This window comes from Sunxiuqinia elliptica, from assembly GCF_900113005.1.
GTDB classification, from domain to species: domain Bacteria; phylum Bacteroidota; class Bacteroidia; order Bacteroidales; family Prolixibacteraceae; genus Sunxiuqinia; species Sunxiuqinia elliptica.
The window spans coordinates 845,760-861,964 of record NZ_FONW01000001.1; the positions used below are offsets into that span (position 1 = coordinate 845,760).

The following is a 16,205-nucleotide window of genomic DNA, read 5'->3' on the forward strand; positions in this document are numbered from 1 at the left end:
CTGCGGCTACTTTTTACTTCCCTGCAATGCAGGAAAGCCTAAAACTAGTGCAGGGAGGAGTAAAAGCACGCAGGGCGCCCCGCAGTCCTGCAGGACGCCCTGAGAGTGCGCAGGGTGTTATTATTCAGTTACTTCACTGCTTGCGCTGCTTTGCCTTCTGTGTAGTTTTCGCCAATACTGACTCGCATAGCCTTTTAAGCGGTGTTTGTCATTGCGGAAGGCATATTTTCCGGCTTCGCGGATTTCATCCACCAGCTCTTTCAGGTGTGTGTAAGCCTTGTCGCGAATGATTTTTGATTCGTTCGGGTCGGCTTTATCCCCATTCGCCTCGGCCAAAAGATCGGCCATTTCATCGGCACGCGTGGCCGCTACGGTAAGCTCTTCAAGGTCGAATCCAATGGCTGTTAGTGGATCGGGGTTTTCGCGGCCCAGTACAGCAATGTCGTTCAAGTCCTGAATCATATCAGCATGGCCCGAGCCATCGGTAATGGCGCTTACCCGGCTAAGCAGTGCATCATCTTTGCGATAGGCAAAGCGCATGGTTTGGAGCAGATCAGTGCGCATGGCATAGGCCAGCGGAGCTTGTACGGCCCATTCTTTTTGGGCTTCCTGTTGCGAACGATAATCTTTATTCCAGATGGATTGGGCTTCGCGAGCAGCCCCGGCACGTACGGGGAGGTCATAAATCATGGATTGGGTAATGCCGACTACCTGTAAGGTTTCTGCATCATTCAAACTCCAGTGATAGAGGTTTTCGGCTTCCTGTAAGGCGACTTCTACAGGAATTGTGGGTTCTTGTACTTCCTCATTGGGAATCGCCTGGATGGTGGCTAATTTGGCATTGTAGTCATCAGTGTTTGCCATTTTTCTTAAGTTTACGTTGTTAATACATTTTGTAATTGACATTTTGGGCCGCCTAAAGCTTCGTACGGCATGGGTGGCCCTTTTTTATGCAGCGGCACTTCGACCGGTGTACCTGCTTCCGCGAAAGCAAGTGGGCAGCTCGTTGGGCTGTTTCCCGGAACAAGGATTTCATACGGCAGAAAATACATCCTTTGCTTGTGGGAATGAATCACGCGTTTAATGGTGATACAATTATGATAGTCAAGTTATTAAATGAAATGATTGAAGTCAATAAAAAACACAACTGTTTGATGAACAAGCCATTTTTATGAGAGAAGTGGCTGGTTGAGCCAACGAATGAAAATATATCGTTAATTAGGAGCAGCTAAAAAGATCATTTTTAAGACCACCAACGGACAAAAAAAGGGGATTGAAGTGATTTTTTGCGGGAATTTTGGCTTGAAGAGGGTTCAATGAGAAAATTTGTTGTAAGAGGTATCACAGAAAAGATAAACTCACCCCAGAGTCTCATTCAATCCTGTCGGATTTCACCGACTCATCCCCTCTCTTCCGGAAGAGCGAGGCAAAGTGCGTGCAACGAGCTTGGGGAGAGTCTGTAAAACTATTAATTCGGATTGTGTTTGAGCCATTTATCAAATCGATTTGTTTTAATGATCCCATACGCTTTTAACCACCTCGTCACCGATTAATCGGTGCCACTCCTCCTTGAAAAGGAGGAGAAACGGCAAACTGCTTTTGATTATTATATCGATGGTGTCAATTCAGTTTGTGTGGCGTTGGCACGTCAAAGTAATCTGATCAGGCAAGGCGCGAATGATTTTAGCAGGAATTTTGGCTTGAAGAAAGATTAATGAGAAGACTAGTTGCAAGAGGTCTCGCAGATAAACTCACCCCAGAGTCGTTTCCAATCCTGTCGGATTTCACCGACTCATCCCCTCTCTTCCGGAAGAGCGAGACAAAGTGCGTGCAACATGCTTGGGGAGAGTTTGTAATATGAGTAATTTGGAATGTAGTTGAATTATCTATCAAATCGATTTTCTATTAATACTCGTTCATTTTAATTGACTCACCCCAGAGTCATGCTCAATCCTTTCGGATTTCACTGACTCTTCCCCTCTCTACCAGTAGAGAGGGGCAAAGTGAGCGTAGCGAACTTGGGGAGAGTCAGTAATGTCAGCAAAATTGAATGTGTTTGAGCCATTTATCAAATCGATTTGTTTTAATGATCCTATACGCTTTTAACCACCTCGTCACCGATCAATCGGTGCCACTCCTCCTCGAAAAGGAGGAGAAACAGCAAACTGCTTTTGATTATTATATCGATGGTGTCAATTCAGTTTGTGTGGCGTTGGCACGTCAAAGTAATCTGATCGGGCAAGGCGCGAATGATTTTTGCGGGAATTTTGGCTAAAAGAGGGTTCAATGAGAAAATTTGTTGCAACAGGTATCACAGAAAAGGTAACTCACCCCAGAGTCATGTTCAATCCTGTCTGATTTCACCAACTCATCCCCTCTCTTCCAGAAGAGTGGTAAAGCACGTGCAACGTGCTTGGGGAGAGTCTGTAATATGAGCAAGATGGAATGTAGTTGGATCGTTTCTCAAAGCGATTTATTTTAATGATCCATACGTTTTTAACCACCTCGACACCGATCAATTGGTGCCACTCCTCCTCGAAAAGGAGGAGAAACGGCAAACTGCTTTTGATTATTATATCGATGGTGTCAATTCAGTTTGTGTGGCGTTGGCACGTCAAAGTAATCTGATCGGGCAAGGCGCGAATGATTTTTGCGGGAATTTTGGCTAAAAGAGGGTTCAATGAGAAAATTTGTTGCAACAGGTATCACAGAAAAGGTAACTCACCCCAGAGTCATGTTCAATCCTGTCTGATTTCACCAACTCATCCCCTCTCTTCCAGAAGAGCGAGACAAAGCGCGTGCAACGTGCTTGGGGAGAGTTTGTAAAACTTTCAAATATTCTTCAAGTTGTTGTAAATTAGTGTGTCAATCCAACTGTTATGAGTGATCAGTCACCAATAGGAAGAGCGCGGCGTTTGCGTCAAAATATGACTCGTGAAGAAACCAAACTCTGGGGATGGCTTCGTGCTCGGAGGTTTCACGGCTATAAATTTCTTCGGCAACACCCGATTATTTATCAACCAGACAATAAGCATCCACAATTTTTCATTGCTGATTTCTATTGTGCATCGAAAAAGCTGGTCATTGAAGTTGATGGAAAGATTCACGACTTTCAGAAAGAGGATGACCAACATCGTGATGATATTTTAAAAGGTCTCGGCTTACGGGTTTTGAGGATTAGAAATGATGAGCTCAAGGATGTCGTTAACGTTCTCGACAAAATAAAGTCAGTGCTTGATTCGTGATTCTTTACAATTGGCTTCTCAGAAAAGGAACTCACCCCAGAGTTGTTTTCAATCCTATCGGATTTCACCGACTCATCCCCTCTCTTCTGGAAGAGAGGGGCAAAGCAAGCGTAGCGTGCTTGGGGAGAGTCAGAAATACCATATTACTCTTCTTGCCCCATCTCGCGTGGTCAATTTCAGCTTCTTTGCCTTGTTTTTTATTCCGCAAGCTTAACTTTTTGTTGATGCAGAGCTTAGGTAGCGGTAATCTTTTTCGATTTTGTTTTGTTAATTTAGACGAGCCTTAACAGGCTGATTAGTTATTGTATAACCTGCACTTGTGCACAAAACCACTTAACCGTGAAAAGAATTATTTTGCTGGCCCTGCTGGGCCTTTTTTCAAGTTATTCTGTGTATTCCCGCACTCAGTCGGTGGTTCGGGGTGTTGTCTACGAAGACAGCAATCAAAACAACAAAAAGGATCGTAAAGAAAAAGGAATTGCCGGTGTGGCGGTTTCCAATGGTGTTGCGGTCGTTGAAACTAACGAACGTGGCGAGTATACGCTTCCGCTGGCCGACGACCAGATTATTTTCGTGATTAAACCTTCAGGTTACACCCTTCCGGTGAATGAATACAACCTGCCTCAGTTTTACTACATCCACAAGCCCAATGGCTCGCCCGAGTTGAAGTATGAAGGCACTGCCCCAACAGGAGATCTCCCTCGTTCGGTTGATTTTGGCTTGTATGCGGATGACGATCAGAGCCAGTTTCGCATGCTGGTCTTTGGCGACCCGCAACCCTACAACATGAACCAGATCGATTTCTTCTCGCGCGGCATTGTTGAGGAGTTGAAAGGGATCGACAATGTGGCTTTTGGTTTGAGTCTGGGTGACCTGGTAGGCGATAATCTTGATCTGTTTCAACCTTATAAAGAAGCAGTGCAGCCCATTGGCGTTCCTTGGTACAATGTGATGGGGAATCACGATATGAACTACGATGGGGAGGAAGATCACCTGACGGATGAGTCGTTTGAAAAGCATTTCGGGCCGGCCAACTACTCGTTTAATCATGGTAAGGTGCACTTCATTGTGCTGGATGATATCCTGTATCCGGATCCGCGCGATGGAAAAGGCTACTGGGGCGGATTTCGTGAAGATCAGCTGCAGTTTGTGGAGAACGACCTTCGCCTCGTGCCCAAGGATTACCTGGTGGTGCTGGCTTTCCACATTCCTATTAGCGAGCCAGCGGGTGACCCCTACCGCGATGCTGATCGCGAACGCTTGTTTGAGCTGCTGAAAGATTTCCCATACACCCTGTCCTTGTCGGCACATACCCATTTGCAGCGTCAGGATTTGTTTGACGAGAAGGCCGGTTGGCAGCAGGATGGTTTTCACCATCACTACAATGTGGGAACCACTTCGGGCGATTGGTACAGTGGTCGTTTAAATGAAAATGGTGTGCCTTATTCCACCATGCGTGATGGTACTCCTAAGGGCTATGCCTACCTGAACTTTGATAACAACCAATATCGCATCAATTACAAGGTGGCTGGTCGTTCGGACGATTACCAGTTCGAGATTTATGCCCCCAAAGTGGTGGAGCAGAACAAGGGAACTTCAGCCGGTATTTTTGCCAATTTCTTTATGGGGAGTGAGCGCGACTCGGTGTTTTACCGGGTGGATGATGGCCCTTGGGTGCAAATGCATCGGGTGAATGATTCTGATCCATCCTACTTGCATGTACTGCATGAGTATGATTTTACGGAAGAGCTGTTGGATGGACGTCGTCCGTCGAATGCGGTGGACTGTACCCACCTGTGGCGCGGACGGATCCCAACCGACCTGGAAGTGGGGGAGCATACCATTGAAATTAAAGCAACCGACCTGATGGGCCAAACGCATACCCAGACCAGTACCTATCGGATTGCGACTAAAGAATAGGAGGACGGAAATCGGAGAAGGGAAACAGGAGATCGAATGGACCATTTGGAGAAAGCAATACCTTCAATACATTGCTTAATGAAAAGCCCTTGATCAGGAAGATGTATGTTCTTCGGATCAAGGGCTTTTGATGTTTATAATAATGGATAAAGGAAAACGGGAACCGGAGAAAAGGGAATAGAGGATGAGTCCCTTTGGCTTGAAGAGAGATTAAAGAGAAGACTAGTTGCAAGAGGGAGCACTGGTAAACTCACCCCAGAGTCATGCTCAATCCTGTCGGATCTCACCGACTCTTCCCGTCTCTTCCAGAAGAGACGGGAAAAGCGAGAGCAACGAGCTTGGGGAGAGTTTGTAAAACAAGCGATGGGAAAGATCCTGAGACAAGTTCAGGAAGATGCTAAACTCAAAGAAGACACGAATCCAACTACTAATTATCGGAAAAAGGATTGGCCTACGAGGGTTTTGAACCAGAAAACAAGGGAAGGAATTCGCATAGGTACTCGCTAAGAAAAACCTGTTTGACGACCAAAGGGAGGAGTTGGTTTTCGGGGAGTGACTGATCCGTGGTTTTCATTCAAAAGCATCGTCAGCCTTGATCTTTTCGTTCTTTTGGATTAAGCCAAAAGGACAAGTCGGTTTAATGTGATCGGAAGAGTTAGGAAGGAATGGAACTCCAGACTGATAAAGAAAAGTGAACCACCTCGTCACCGATTAATCGGTGCCACTCCTCCTCGGAAAGGAGGAGAAACAGCAAACTGCTTTTGTTTTGTAAGCAAGAGATACGTTTGCCGCCATCCTTTCAGCGTCTCCAAGACCTGAAAGGTTTAAAAGCAAGAAGAAAAACCAAGCCTTTTCTTAAGTTCCAAACTATGGAAAAGCTCAAGCAATAGCCAAACTATTTGGGGCGATAAAGTCCTTCGTGCGTCTCCCGGATCAGTTCGGCTAGCGGAACGCCTTCCGGGCAGCGGCTGAGGTCAATCTGTTGCAGGTTTTCCTTGGTTGGAAACTGCCCCGGGAACCAATGGCTCTTTTCCTGGAACATGTTGTAGCGGTATTCGCCAAAAGCCTTCATGTCGTAGCACTTCCAGAGTTTCCGGAAGCGTAGGATCTCGGGGATATTCAACCCGGAAGGATCATTTTCCATGACATATCCATCAAAATCGGCAAAGGGCACTTGTGCAACTTGCTTATCGAGCAGCTTTTTGATGCGCAAATCATCGACTGACAAAGGCGATGGCGCCGGGAAAATTCCGTTTAACGGGTCAAAGTGCTCGGGTTCATTCAATCCAAAGGACAGGGTGTGTACACCGGGATTGCTTAGGCAGAAGCGGGCATTCCATTGAAGGGGCGAAAGCGGAGCCGTCAGCTGCTCGAGCTTGGGTGGTGGGCTAAACAAACGTCCGCCCTTGTCGTTCGGCGAGATGATAAAAACACCCATGTCTTTTTGTTGGGCCAGGGCAATGGCCGGCTCGTTGCGCTGAAAGAAGTAGTAATAGTGCAGGTTGACAAAGTCGAACAAATCTGTTTCAATGGCTTTCAAAATAACATGAAGCGGTGCGTGTGTACTAAATCCCACGTGACAAATCACTCCTTCCTCTTTCAGCCGAAGCAAGGTTTCCACTGGGCCGCCAGGAGCACAGGCCTGTTCAAGCAACTCCAGGTTGTTGATGCCATGCCAGCCGTAAAAATCAAAATAGTCCGTTTGCAGGGTTTCCAACTGTTCCTCCACCAGTTGACGGGTTTCGTCGGCTGTTTTCGGGTTACCCTTGGTCATCAGGAAATAACGGTCACGTTGGATGTTTAGCTCTTCATTCAGCACGCGTCCATAAACGGTCTCGCTCTTTTTATAGCCATAAGCAGTTTCTATCAGGTTGATGCCTTGTTCCAGCGCTAGGCTAACCGTTTGGCGACATTGTGTCAAGGTGTCTTCCGGAATTTCGTGCCGGGGATCGTCCCAGCCATGCTTGAAGCGCATGCCCCCAAGGGTAATAACACTGACTGCTTTATTACTTTTCCCAAACCGGCGGTAAGCCATTTGGGGGCGGTACATGCTCATGTTGGTATAATCCATCGTGTGTTGAGGAATAAATTAAAGGCATCAAAAGTAATCAATCCCAACAAGACGAAAGCCGGAATGTTCAGGTTTGGAGGAGGAAGATGCAGCGAGCTTTTAAAAAAAAGTTTGAGGATTGGAGTGTGCTGAATGTAAGCGGGCTAACTAAACAATTTGTTTGAACTAAAGGTTACTAATGCAAATGATCTAAAACAAAAATCAAATTAAACCAAACAACGATGCAACGAGTAACCATCCTGCTATTATTCTTAATCGGACATTCCCTGTTTTCTTCTTGTCAGCCAATTGAGCACTCCGAATGGGGTGAGGGAGACCAGCGTGGAGCGATGAACCGCTTGGGACCTGAACAAGTGCTGGCTGCTTCCAAATTGATTCGACAAGGAAAAACCATCGAGCTGGGACGCCTTTACAGCAACGACATGCCTTTGCCGGGAAAGCGTTCTTACCAGCTCCAAATTCCCGATTCTCTTCGCTTTGGGCCTTATGGCGATAATCAAGTTGTTTTCAATGTTGATGTGGTCGCAAGTACCTTGACTCAGATTGGAACCCAGTTTGATGGCTTGGGACATGTTGGTCGGCGAAGTTTCTGGACCGATTATTATTACAATGGCTTTAAAGGCTCGGACATTGTTACGGAGAATGGGCTGACCAAGTTGGGTGTTGAGCAGGTTGGTGCTTTTTTTACGCGTGGAATTTTAATTGACATTCCGGCCTACAAGGGAGTTAAGCAGTTGGAGAAGGGATACATCATTAGTGAAGCCGATGTGCGTGGGTGCTTGGAGCAGAAAGGACTGAGCCTGCGTGAAGGCGATGTGGTGTTGGTACGTACCGGGCAGGGGCAGCTTTGGAATCAAGGGGTGAAGGCGATGAGCCAGGCTCCGGGATTGGGAATTGCCGCCGTGCGATGGTTGGCTGCTCAAAAGATTGTTATGATTGGTGCCGATAATAATGCGGTGGAGGCTACTCCGGGAGAACATCCGAAGCATGCGATTGAAGGGCATGAGGAGCTGCTGATCAAACATGGAATTTACCTGTTTGAAAACCTGGATTTGGAAGCCTTGTCGCGTGAGCAGGTTTATGAATTTGCTTTTTCGTATGCCCCGTTAAAGTTGAAGGGAGCTACGGGATCTCCTGGTAATCCGGTTGCCATTTACTAATGGAGACTGCCAGCCCGAGAACGCTCTCGTTTTTTGTAACCACGCTTCATGTGCCCGAACGAATAAGCTAAGTATATTTTCTCAGCGTAGCATCCTTCTAAAATGTAAAATAGGAGTTTGCTGGTGTTTACAGAAATAAGCCCATCTTTGCAGGACGATAAGTTTTCTGCGATGGCTAAAATAAATGTACATGCACTGAAACGCTTTCTTCCTGACGGATTTATTAGCGGAATTATTGGGATGATTCTACTGGCTTACCTTGTTCCGGGAATTGGCAAGGAAGGCAGTTTGGTGGAATTGAAGACCTTGATCCGTTACGGAATTTCCCTGCTTTTTTTCTTTTATGGCTTACGGCTGAGTCCTGAAAAATTGAAAAATGATTTGAGCAATTGGCGCCTGCATTTGCTTATTCAATCCATTACCTTTTTGGTGTTTCCATTGGTTGTTCTGGCTTTTCGTCCGTTGCTTGCAGGCACCGAAAATGAATTGTTGTGGTTGGCTGTATTCTTCTTAGCTGCTTTGCCTTCAACGGTTTCCTCTTCGGTGGTGATGGTCTCCATTGCCGAAGGAAATATTCCCAGTGCAATTTTCAATGCCAGCATATCGGGAGTTATCGGTATCCTCATTACGCCTTTGTGGATGGGCATCTTTATGGAGAAGCAACAGGAAGCTTTTGCTTTTGCTGAGGTCATTCAAGACCTGGTTGCTCAGATTTTAATTCCCGTTTGTTTGGGGCTGATTCTGCATCGTTGGTGGGGGCAGTGGGCCATTCGAAACAAACGCTATTTTAGTCTGTTCGACAAAACAGTGATTCTGACCATCGTTTACCGTAGTTTTAGCGATTCATTCTTGAATGGGGTTTTTACGAGCATTCAACTGCATGAACTCTTGATTCTTGGAGCGAGTGTCATTGCCTTGTTCTTTTTTATTTTTGAAGGAACCAAGCTGGTGACACGTTTGATGCACTTTAATCGCGAAGACCGGATTACAGTTTTATTTGCAGGCTCCAAAAAGTCCTTGGTTCACGGTTCGGTGATGGCAGCCGTCTTGTTTGCCGGGAGTCCGCTGGGGAGCCTTTTCCTGGTTCCCGTCATGATCTACCATGCCTTCCAGCTTTTCTTCATCAGCATCGTTGCCCGCCGCTATAGTAAAGAATTACATGCATAGGCTGAAATAGAAAACCCAGCCTCAGGGAATGAAGCCGGGTTGGGAAATCTACTTTAAGGGGAAGGAAATAGTGATTGGTCTTTTGCTTATTCTTTTACATAGCTAAAGGCCTTTTTATAGAATACTTCGCCCGATTTTACACTGGCAATGCAGTTAATAAATCGTTTATTCAATGGCTTGAAAGCTTCGCCAAATTCGTCTTTAAATTTTTGATCCTGTTGGTAATAGTCCAACACATCTTTGCCGTAGGACCAACCGATGTAGCTGGGGGTTTGCAGGCCAATGCCAGCTTTCCCAATATACCAGGGATCGTTGTAGTTGTGCTCGGCCAATAGTTGGTTGGCCTCCTTAATGACGGCTTCCATTTCTTTTTGCATGGCTGGGATGATCCGGAATTCCTGGTATTGCAGGTACTCGGCTTCAGCAATCTCTGGTCGTGGATTTTCGGGCATGTAGGAGAGCTCATGCATGGCGGTCATGGTAAAAGAATTGTTCTTGCTCTTGGTCTTGCCAAAGGCTTTCGCTTTTTCCTCGCCCCACTTTTTCATAATCTTGTTCCAGCTTGCCTCAATGGCATCAATGTCTTTAAGTGAATTGATTGGGTACCAAACTTCATAGTCGAGATCCCGCGAAGCCCAAACATAAAAGCTGAATGGAAAGTCATTCTCTTTCGCTAAAACAGCAAGCTCTTTGCTCATCTCCTGGTAGTCGAAAAGTGATTGCGGATGAACGGTTTCGACATAACAGTACCACAGCTGTTCGTTGTTTTTTTCCTGGGCATTGATGCTTAGTGAAAGTGCCATGAGCAGGAGAAATGTAAATAGGTATCGTTTTTTCATAACTCAATGTGTGTTTAATGAATTTTTGGATGAAATAAATGCTTGTGTTTATAGTTCTTTGTGGGTAATGTAACTGGTTGTTTTCAGAACCAGGCTGGCATACTCTTTTTGAAGTGCCTCGGCTGCTTCTTTGGATCCCTGCTGTTTGATGAATTCCGTCCACCATTTAACACCATCCGGAGATCGGCGCCATTCCAAATCGGCAGGGCCGCCTTTCATGGTCCAAATCAACATCATGTTGTATTCTCCAGTCATCAACCAGTGAGTTTCTGGTCCGGTAACACCAGCTGCTTTGCCAGCAGCTTTATACTCTTCGATAATCTCTTTTGCACGTTCTACCTTGCCGGGTTTAAAATCGATAAAAACGACTTCATGCCAACTAACGTTTTCAAATTTGCTCGGCTTTATTTCGTCTTGAGCAAAAAGACCCGATGCCAGGAATAGTAGCATCACTAGAAGTAAATTGATTCTTTTCATACACCTTGATTTTAATTAAACTGCGTTTATCTTGACTTTAAAAGTCATTCATTAATTACCACGCTGGTGTATGTAAAGGTTTTGAGAAAGTGTTGTTTGCTCTTAGCAATAAGCAAATTACGGCTTATTTAGATTGAATCAAAATAACTATGTTTAGCTGTGGCAAATGAATGGCGTTTTTTTGTTAGAACTTGCGTCCTTAAGCGATTTCTGAAAATTGAAAAAGCGTTTTTTAGGATTGACAAAGTGGATTTGTTGAAGGGGAGCAAGGCATTCATGAATCTTTGCATGCCTTAGAGGAGCATTCGTTTTATTATCAAAAAAGATGATCGGAATTTTCAGGTTGATTTAATACCTTTATCGGGTTGCAGTAAATTCAACAAACTTCTATGGTTCGCACACTTGCAAAAATAAGTCTGGTCTTGTTGGTCATTGTGGCCTTGCCAATGAGCTTTTACCTGGTGCGCGAATTTTCGGCTTTGAGCAAAAATGAAGAGATGGTTGAGCGGGTGTTCAGCACGCAGCTGGAGTCGATTTTGTATTCCATTAACCAGTATTCCGAAAATGTGGTTCAGCAATGGAGCTTAAGTGTTGATCAGCCTGTTGAACCTCAAAGCGAACTGATGGAAGGTTTGGTGGATAACTTGTTTCAGTACAATGCGGCAGTGCAGGCTGTTCGGTTTATCGACTTGGAAAGTAAGCAACAAGAGGCTATTTACTTCAACGATTCCATATTTGAACTATCAGTTTGGCCCGATGAAGAGCAGGTAGAGCAGCTGCAGGCTTACCTGGAGAGCAGTTATCAGCAAATCCGGGTGGATGTTTGGCATGAAAGTCTGTTGCTTTATTTTCTTCCGCGAAATGGGCAGGGAAAGCAGGCCTGTCAGTTGGTTGTTGAACCTTCAACATTTTTGATGCGAAACCTGAGTCCCATCATTCAAAAGGTTGCCCAGGATTTGTTCTATGTTAGCATTACGGATTCGATTTCGGGACAAACAATCTATACAACGGGAGATGAGGGGGATTTGTCTGACTCGTGGAGCAAGGCAAGCATGTGGTATCTGCCGGGCTATGAGCTGGGCATTCGGTTGAAATCAAAAACATTGGAAGAGCTGGCTTCGGAGCGTTCACAACGTGATAACTACTTGCTGATGGCCATTGGCTTGATGGTGGTTATCGGCTTTATCTTTGTGTTGGTCAATATCCGCAAGGAAATGAAGTTGGCTGAGATTAAATCTGAATTTGTATCGAATGTGTCGCATGAAATTCGAACGCCGCTGGCACTGATCAGTATGTATGCTGAAACCTTGCTGTTGAAGCGTGTGAAAACGGAAGAAAAGCAAACAGAATATTTGAAAACCATTCAGCAGGAGAGTTTCCGTCTGACAGGAATTGTGAATCGAATTTTGAATTTTTCCCGTCTGGAAAAGAACCGAATCAAATACCGTTTTGAGAAAATTGACCTTCGTGAGGCTATCCCGGAAGTGGTGGGCACGTTCAGAACCCACCTGGATGCAGCAGGCGTGGACTGCTGTTGCGAGGAAAACAAGGAGGAAGCTTGGGTAATGGCCGACTGGGAGTCGTTGAAAACCATGCTGAATAACCTGTTGGATAATGCGATTAAATACAGTGGTTCTGAGAAAAAGATCAGGGTTCGGCTGGAGCACAAGCCGAAGCAAGTATGGGTTGAAGTGGAGGACAATGGGATTGGGATTGCGTCCAAGAATCAGAAGTATGTTTTTGACCAGTTCTACCGGGTGACTGATGGTGATCTGGCACATCAGGCGAAAGGTTCGGGCTTAGGGCTTAACCTGGTGAAACGCATGATGAAAGCGCATGGTGGATCGGTTGCAGTAAGAAGTAGGCTGGGTGAAGGAAGTACTTTTGTATTGAAATTTCCGAGAAAAAAATAAGCACATGTCAAAGATTTTAATTGTAGAAGACGAACAAGCCATGTTGATTGGGTTACATGATAACCTGGAGTTTGAAGGTTACGAAGTTGATACGGCCAGTCGTGGCGATGATGGCTTGAAAAAGATCCTCACTGGAGGCTTTGACTTGGTCCTGCTTGACGTGATGTTGCCGGGCTTGTCGGGTTTTGATGTGTGCAAAAAAGCGCGGGCAGGGGGAATTGATACGCCCATCATTTTACTGACCGCACGAGGCGAGGAGCTGGATAAGGTCTTGGGCCTTGAGCTTGGAGCCGATGATTATGTGACCAAGCCATTCAGCTTGCGAGAGTTGCTGGCACGCATCAAGGTGATTCTTCGACGGGCAGGAAATGGAACGCCATCAGGCAGTAGTTTTTTGACAATTGGGCAAATTCAGGTTTCGTTTGATGCTTATGAAGCCAAAACTTTGAATGGCGATGTGGTGAAAATGTCACACAAAGAATTTGAAATTCTGCATTACCTCCATCGGCAAACAGGGCGTATTGTTACCCGCGATGACATTCTGGATCAGGTGTGGGGCATGGATTATCAGCCTACTGCCCGGACCGTCGATAACTTCATTGTTCGCTTACGAACCAAAATCGATACTGACGAAAGCCAACACATTATTACGGTGCATGGGGTTGGCTACAAGCTGGTTTTATAGCAAAAACATACCTTTTTCGCTCTTGTGACAAAACTGTGACAACTTATTGCATTCGGTGACCATCGTTTGACAGGGAGGTTACATTGCTGCTGTTTCTTTGTAATGTAAAACAATGAAAACAGAAACATTTAAAGCTCAAAGCAATGAAAACACAAAGAATCACAATGATGGTTGTCGCTTTTTTTATGATGACCGGTTTGGTCGCCGCTGGCGAAACAGAATCAGCAGTAAACATGGCCAAAAAAGAACTCTACCAAGAAATTAAGACTTGTTTTAAAGATGATATTAACAAGCCGTTTAATTACTTCTACCAAAACAACATCAACCGGGTTGATGACCGGGTTCAAATTTGTTTTGTAGTCGATCATGATCAAAGTCTGCGTATTGTCCGTCTGCGTTGCGATGATCCAGACGCTCGTGACTATGTGAAACATGTATTTAAAAACAGAACGTTAACAGCAGACAGTGTGCTTGTGGGGAAAGCATATATTGTTAACATGACTTTGCGTTATGGTGCCAAATAAGCACTAATCAGCCTTTCGAATTGATTTTGTTTTAATATCTTGTAGCCTAAAGTTACTTTCAATTATGACCACTAAATATTTAATCGGTTACCTGTTTCTGATGCTGGCTTTTGGCTCGTTGGAGCTAAAAGCCTCTGATTGGAAAACATTGGTTGATTTGCGTGGTAATTGGTCATTTACGGTAGGAGATGATCCGGCTTGGGCCAACCCAAATTATGCCGTTGATGACTGGGATCAGGTCATAGCACCCCGCCAATGGGAGCACTATTATGAAGGATACAATGGTTTTGCCTGGTACCGAAAGAACTTTGGAGTAGCATCGCTTCCTCAAACGGAGATGGTTAGTCTCTTTTTAGGATATATTGATGATGTGGATGAAGTGTTTATCAATGGCCGAAAGGTGGGGCAATCAGGTAGTTTTCCGCCTAATTTCGAGACGGCTTACAATCAGGAACGCCACTATCTTGTTCCTGTTAAATGGCTAAAAAGGGAAGGCAATGTTATTGCCATACGGGTGTTCGATGAAGGCCGGGAAGGTGGTCTGATTCGTGCTGGGAAGCTCGGATTTTACTATGATCTGGATCAATCGTTGATGACCGTTGACTTGAGTGGTAAGTGGAAATTTTCAACCCGTGACTTTGGGAACATGCACAACCCACAAACTGATGATGAGCAGTGGGATGAGATTTTTGTGCCCATGGCATGGGAAAATCAAGGTTATTCGGGGTACGATGGCCATGCCTGGTATCGGAAGCGTTTTATAATCCCGAATGACTTACGCAATGAAAAGCTTTACCTCGTATTAGGAAGAATTGATGATTTTGAAGAGGTATATCTGAATGGAAAGAAAATAGGTGGGGTAGAGGATTTGGATGGGTATTCCCGCTTTCAACGAAATGATTCTTACCAGCTTTTCCGGATTTACCCAATTCCGGCTGATGTGTTGCGAACCAAGAATATGATTTCGATTGAAGTAGAAGATATTTTTGCCGATGGTGGAATTTACGAAGGCCCTGTCGGGATTGTGAAAGAAGGGATAATGAATGAATTGAAGGATCGAATGCGATGGGAAGAAGACAATGGTGGATGGAAATCATTTGTTCGCGATTTGATTCGTTTATTTGACTAGATTATGAACAGACCAAAGATCATAATAGGAGGCATGTGGCTGTTGGTATTGCTATTAACAGGCTTGGGTGGATTGGCCAGTGAACCCGATGAGCAAAGCTTAAAAGGGTGGTGGAAATTTCGCATTGGGGATAATGATGAATGGTCTTCAACGACATATAACGATGCCAATTGGCAGGAGATCAAAGTGCCTGCAAGATGGGAGGACGAAGGCTTTCGAGGTTATGATGGTTATGCCTGGTATCGGAAAACGGTTTCTTTAGGAACTGAGCTTAAAAACAAGAACTTAATTTTAGAGCTTGGCTACATCGATGATGTGGATGAAGTATTTATCAATGGCGTTAAAATTGGACAGTCAGGTGCTTTCCCTCCGCGTTTTGCAACAGCCTACAATGCCAAACGAACATACCAAATCCCTCCGGATGTTATTCGGGTGGGTCAAGAAAATATCATTGCCGTTCGTGTTTATGATGCCTTGTTGGAAGGCGGAATTGTGTCGGGTAATATTCGAATATATTCAGAGGGAACCTTGCCACCTTTTTCAATTAGCCTGACTGGAACATGGATGTTCAACAAGGGAAGATCATTTGATCCGAATGATTACGATGAGATTCAAGTGCCTGCGGTGTGGGAAGACCAAGGATATAATGACTATGATGGATATGCGGTATATACTCGGCGGTTGCTAATTTCTGAGGCCCTGGCCTCACAACGGTTAATACTGTTGGCTGGTAAAATTGATGATGCAGACCGACTTTATATCAATGGGCAGTTGATTGGTGGAACGGGAGAGTACGATCGGCGTTATGATCGTGGCCTTTATGATGAATTTAGGAATTACTTCATCCCTCCGGGGATGTTGAAAGCAGGAGAGGAGAATATTCTAGAGATTCGGGTGAATGATATTGGAGGTTTTGGCGGTATCTATGAAGGACCAGTGGGGATTATGACTTTGGACCAGTTTCGAAAATACTGGCAAGCAAAACGACGAAATTAATTTTTGCAAATAGTTTTTCAGATTAGATTTAATGTTTAGTTTGAGGCAGGCTGGAAACAGGCTGCCTTTCTCTTGTTAT

At 45.0% G+C, this 16,205-nt stretch carries 14 protein-coding genes; 10 read left to right on the plus strand and 4 right to left on the minus strand.

The window, feature by feature from the left end:
- Positions 1–120: 120 nt before the first annotated feature.
- Positions 121–864, minus strand: a complete 744-nt coding sequence (locus BM156_RS03390; RefSeq protein WP_093918401.1) for a hypothetical protein — start codon at positions 862–864, stop codon at positions 121–123.
- A gap of 1,222 nt (positions 865–2,086) precedes the next feature.
- Between BM156_RS03390 and BM156_RS03395 the strand changes: the two genes are divergently transcribed.
- From BM156_RS03395 to BM156_RS03405, 3 genes are all read left to right on the plus strand, one after another.
- Entirely contained in the window at positions 2,087–2,275 is a 189-nt protein-coding gene (locus BM156_RS03395; protein WP_093918402.1) for a hypothetical protein, read from the plus strand.
- Positions 2,276–2,879: 604 nt separating this feature from the next.
- On the plus strand, positions 2,880–3,245 hold the full coding sequence (locus BM156_RS03400) for an endonuclease domain-containing protein (RefSeq protein WP_093918403.1): 366 nt from the start codon (positions 2,880–2,882) through the stop codon (positions 3,243–3,245).
- Positions 3,246–3,584: 339 nt separating this feature from the next.
- Positions 3,585–5,165: a calcineurin-like phosphoesterase C-terminal domain-containing protein gene (locus BM156_RS03405; protein WP_093918404.1), complete on the plus strand. Its 1,581-nt coding sequence runs from the start codon at positions 3,585–3,587 to the stop codon at positions 5,163–5,165.
- Positions 5,166–6,060: 895 nt separating this feature from the next.
- Here the strand turns inward: BM156_RS03405 and BM156_RS03410 are convergent.
- The gene (locus tag BM156_RS03410; protein WP_093918405.1) at positions 6,061–7,236 is read right to left on the minus strand and encodes an aldo/keto reductase; all 1,176 of its coding nucleotides are present in this window, start codon (positions 7,234–7,236) and stop codon (positions 6,061–6,063) included.
- A 221-nt stretch (positions 7,237–7,457) separates the two neighbouring features.
- Here BM156_RS03410 and BM156_RS03415 point away from each other — a divergent pair, with 221 nt between their 5' ends.
- Together BM156_RS03415 and BM156_RS03420 are read left to right on the plus strand one after the other, a co-directional pair.
- Entirely contained in the window at positions 7,458–8,396 is a 939-nt protein-coding gene (locus BM156_RS03415) for a cyclase family protein (RefSeq protein ID WP_093918406.1), read from the plus strand.
- 171 nt (positions 8,397–8,567) lie between these two features.
- Complete coding sequence (locus tag BM156_RS03420; RefSeq protein ID WP_093918683.1) at positions 8,568–9,563, plus strand: bile acid:sodium symporter family protein; 996 nt, start codon at positions 8,568–8,570, stop codon at positions 9,561–9,563.
- An 86-nt stretch (positions 9,564–9,649) separates the two neighbouring features.
- Here BM156_RS03420 and BM156_RS03425 read toward each other — a convergent pair whose 3' ends face one another.
- Together BM156_RS03425 and BM156_RS03430 are read right to left on the minus strand one after the other, a co-directional pair.
- On the minus strand, positions 9,650–10,402 hold the full coding sequence (locus tag BM156_RS03425) for a hypothetical protein (protein WP_139218201.1): 753 nt from the start codon (positions 10,400–10,402) through the stop codon (positions 9,650–9,652).
- Positions 10,403–10,450: 48 nt separating this feature from the next.
- Complete coding sequence (locus BM156_RS03430; protein WP_093918408.1) at positions 10,451–10,879, minus strand: hypothetical protein; 429 nt, start codon at positions 10,877–10,879, stop codon at positions 10,451–10,453.
- A gap of 389 nt (positions 10,880–11,268) precedes the next feature.
- Between BM156_RS03430 and BM156_RS03435 the strand changes: the two genes are divergently transcribed.
- The 5 genes from BM156_RS03435 (at position 11,269) to BM156_RS03455 (ending at position 16,126) form a co-directional block, all read left to right on the plus strand.
- Complete coding sequence (locus BM156_RS03435; protein ID WP_093918409.1) at positions 11,269–12,792, plus strand: sensor histidine kinase; 1,524 nt, start codon at positions 11,269–11,271, stop codon at positions 12,790–12,792.
- Between the two features lie 4 nt (positions 12,793–12,796).
- Positions 12,797–13,477: a response regulator transcription factor gene (locus BM156_RS03440; RefSeq protein WP_093918410.1), complete on the plus strand. Its 681-nt coding sequence runs from the start codon at positions 12,797–12,799 to the stop codon at positions 13,475–13,477.
- Between the two features lie 143 nt (positions 13,478–13,620).
- Positions 13,621–14,001, plus strand: a complete 381-nt coding sequence (locus BM156_RS03445) for a hypothetical protein (RefSeq protein WP_139218202.1) — start codon at positions 13,621–13,623, stop codon at positions 13,999–14,001.
- A gap of 64 nt (positions 14,002–14,065) precedes the next feature.
- Entirely contained in the window at positions 14,066–15,130 is a 1,065-nt protein-coding gene (locus BM156_RS03450; protein WP_093918412.1) for a hypothetical protein, read from the plus strand.
- A gap of 3 nt (positions 15,131–15,133) precedes the next feature.
- Positions 15,134–16,126 carry a beta galactosidase jelly roll domain-containing protein gene (locus tag BM156_RS03455; RefSeq protein WP_139218203.1) on the plus strand — a complete coding sequence of 331 codons (993 nt, stop codon included), beginning with the start codon at positions 15,134–15,136 and terminating at the stop codon, positions 16,124–16,126.
- Positions 16,127–16,205 lie beyond the last annotated feature (79 nt).

Excerpts from the sequence above, each read along its gene's own strand:
- BM156_RS03410 (WP_093918405.1), bottom strand. The coding sequence starts at position 7,236 with ATGGATTATACCAACATGAGCATGTACCGCCCCCAAATGGCTTACCGC.
- BM156_RS03400 (WP_093918403.1), top strand. The coding sequence starts at position 2,880 with ATGAGTGATCAGTCACCAATAGGAAGAGCGCGGCGTTTGCGTCAAAAT.
- BM156_RS03420 (WP_093918683.1), top strand. The coding sequence starts at position 8,568 with ATGGCTAAAATAAATGTACATGCACTGAAACGCTTTCTTCCTGACGGA.
- BM156_RS03430 (WP_093918408.1), bottom strand. The coding sequence starts at position 10,879 with ATGAAAAGAATCAATTTACTTCTAGTGATGCTACTATTCCTGGCATCG.
- BM156_RS03445 (WP_139218202.1), top strand. The coding sequence starts at position 13,621 with ATGAAAACACAAAGAATCACAATGATGGTTGTCGCTTTTTTTATGATG.
- BM156_RS03455 (WP_139218203.1), top strand. The coding sequence starts at position 15,134 with ATGAACAGACCAAAGATCATAATAGGAGGCATGTGGCTGTTGGTATTG.
- BM156_RS03425 (WP_139218201.1), bottom strand. The coding sequence starts at position 10,402 with ATGAAAAAACGATACCTATTTACATTTCTCCTGCTCATGGCACTTTCA.
- BM156_RS03395 (WP_093918402.1), top strand. The coding sequence starts at position 2,087 with ATGATCCTATACGCTTTTAACCACCTCGTCACCGATCAATCGGTGCCA.
- BM156_RS03390 (WP_093918401.1), bottom strand. The coding sequence starts at position 864 with ATGGCAAACACTGATGACTACAATGCCAAATTAGCCACCATCCAGGCG.
- BM156_RS03415 (WP_093918406.1), top strand. The coding sequence starts at position 7,458 with ATGCAACGAGTAACCATCCTGCTATTATTCTTAATCGGACATTCCCTG.
- BM156_RS03440 (WP_093918410.1), top strand. The coding sequence starts at position 12,797 with ATGTCAAAGATTTTAATTGTAGAAGACGAACAAGCCATGTTGATTGGG.
- BM156_RS03450 (WP_093918412.1), top strand. The coding sequence starts at position 14,066 with ATGACCACTAAATATTTAATCGGTTACCTGTTTCTGATGCTGGCTTTT.
- BM156_RS03435 (WP_093918409.1), top strand. The coding sequence starts at position 11,269 with ATGGTTCGCACACTTGCAAAAATAAGTCTGGTCTTGTTGGTCATTGTG.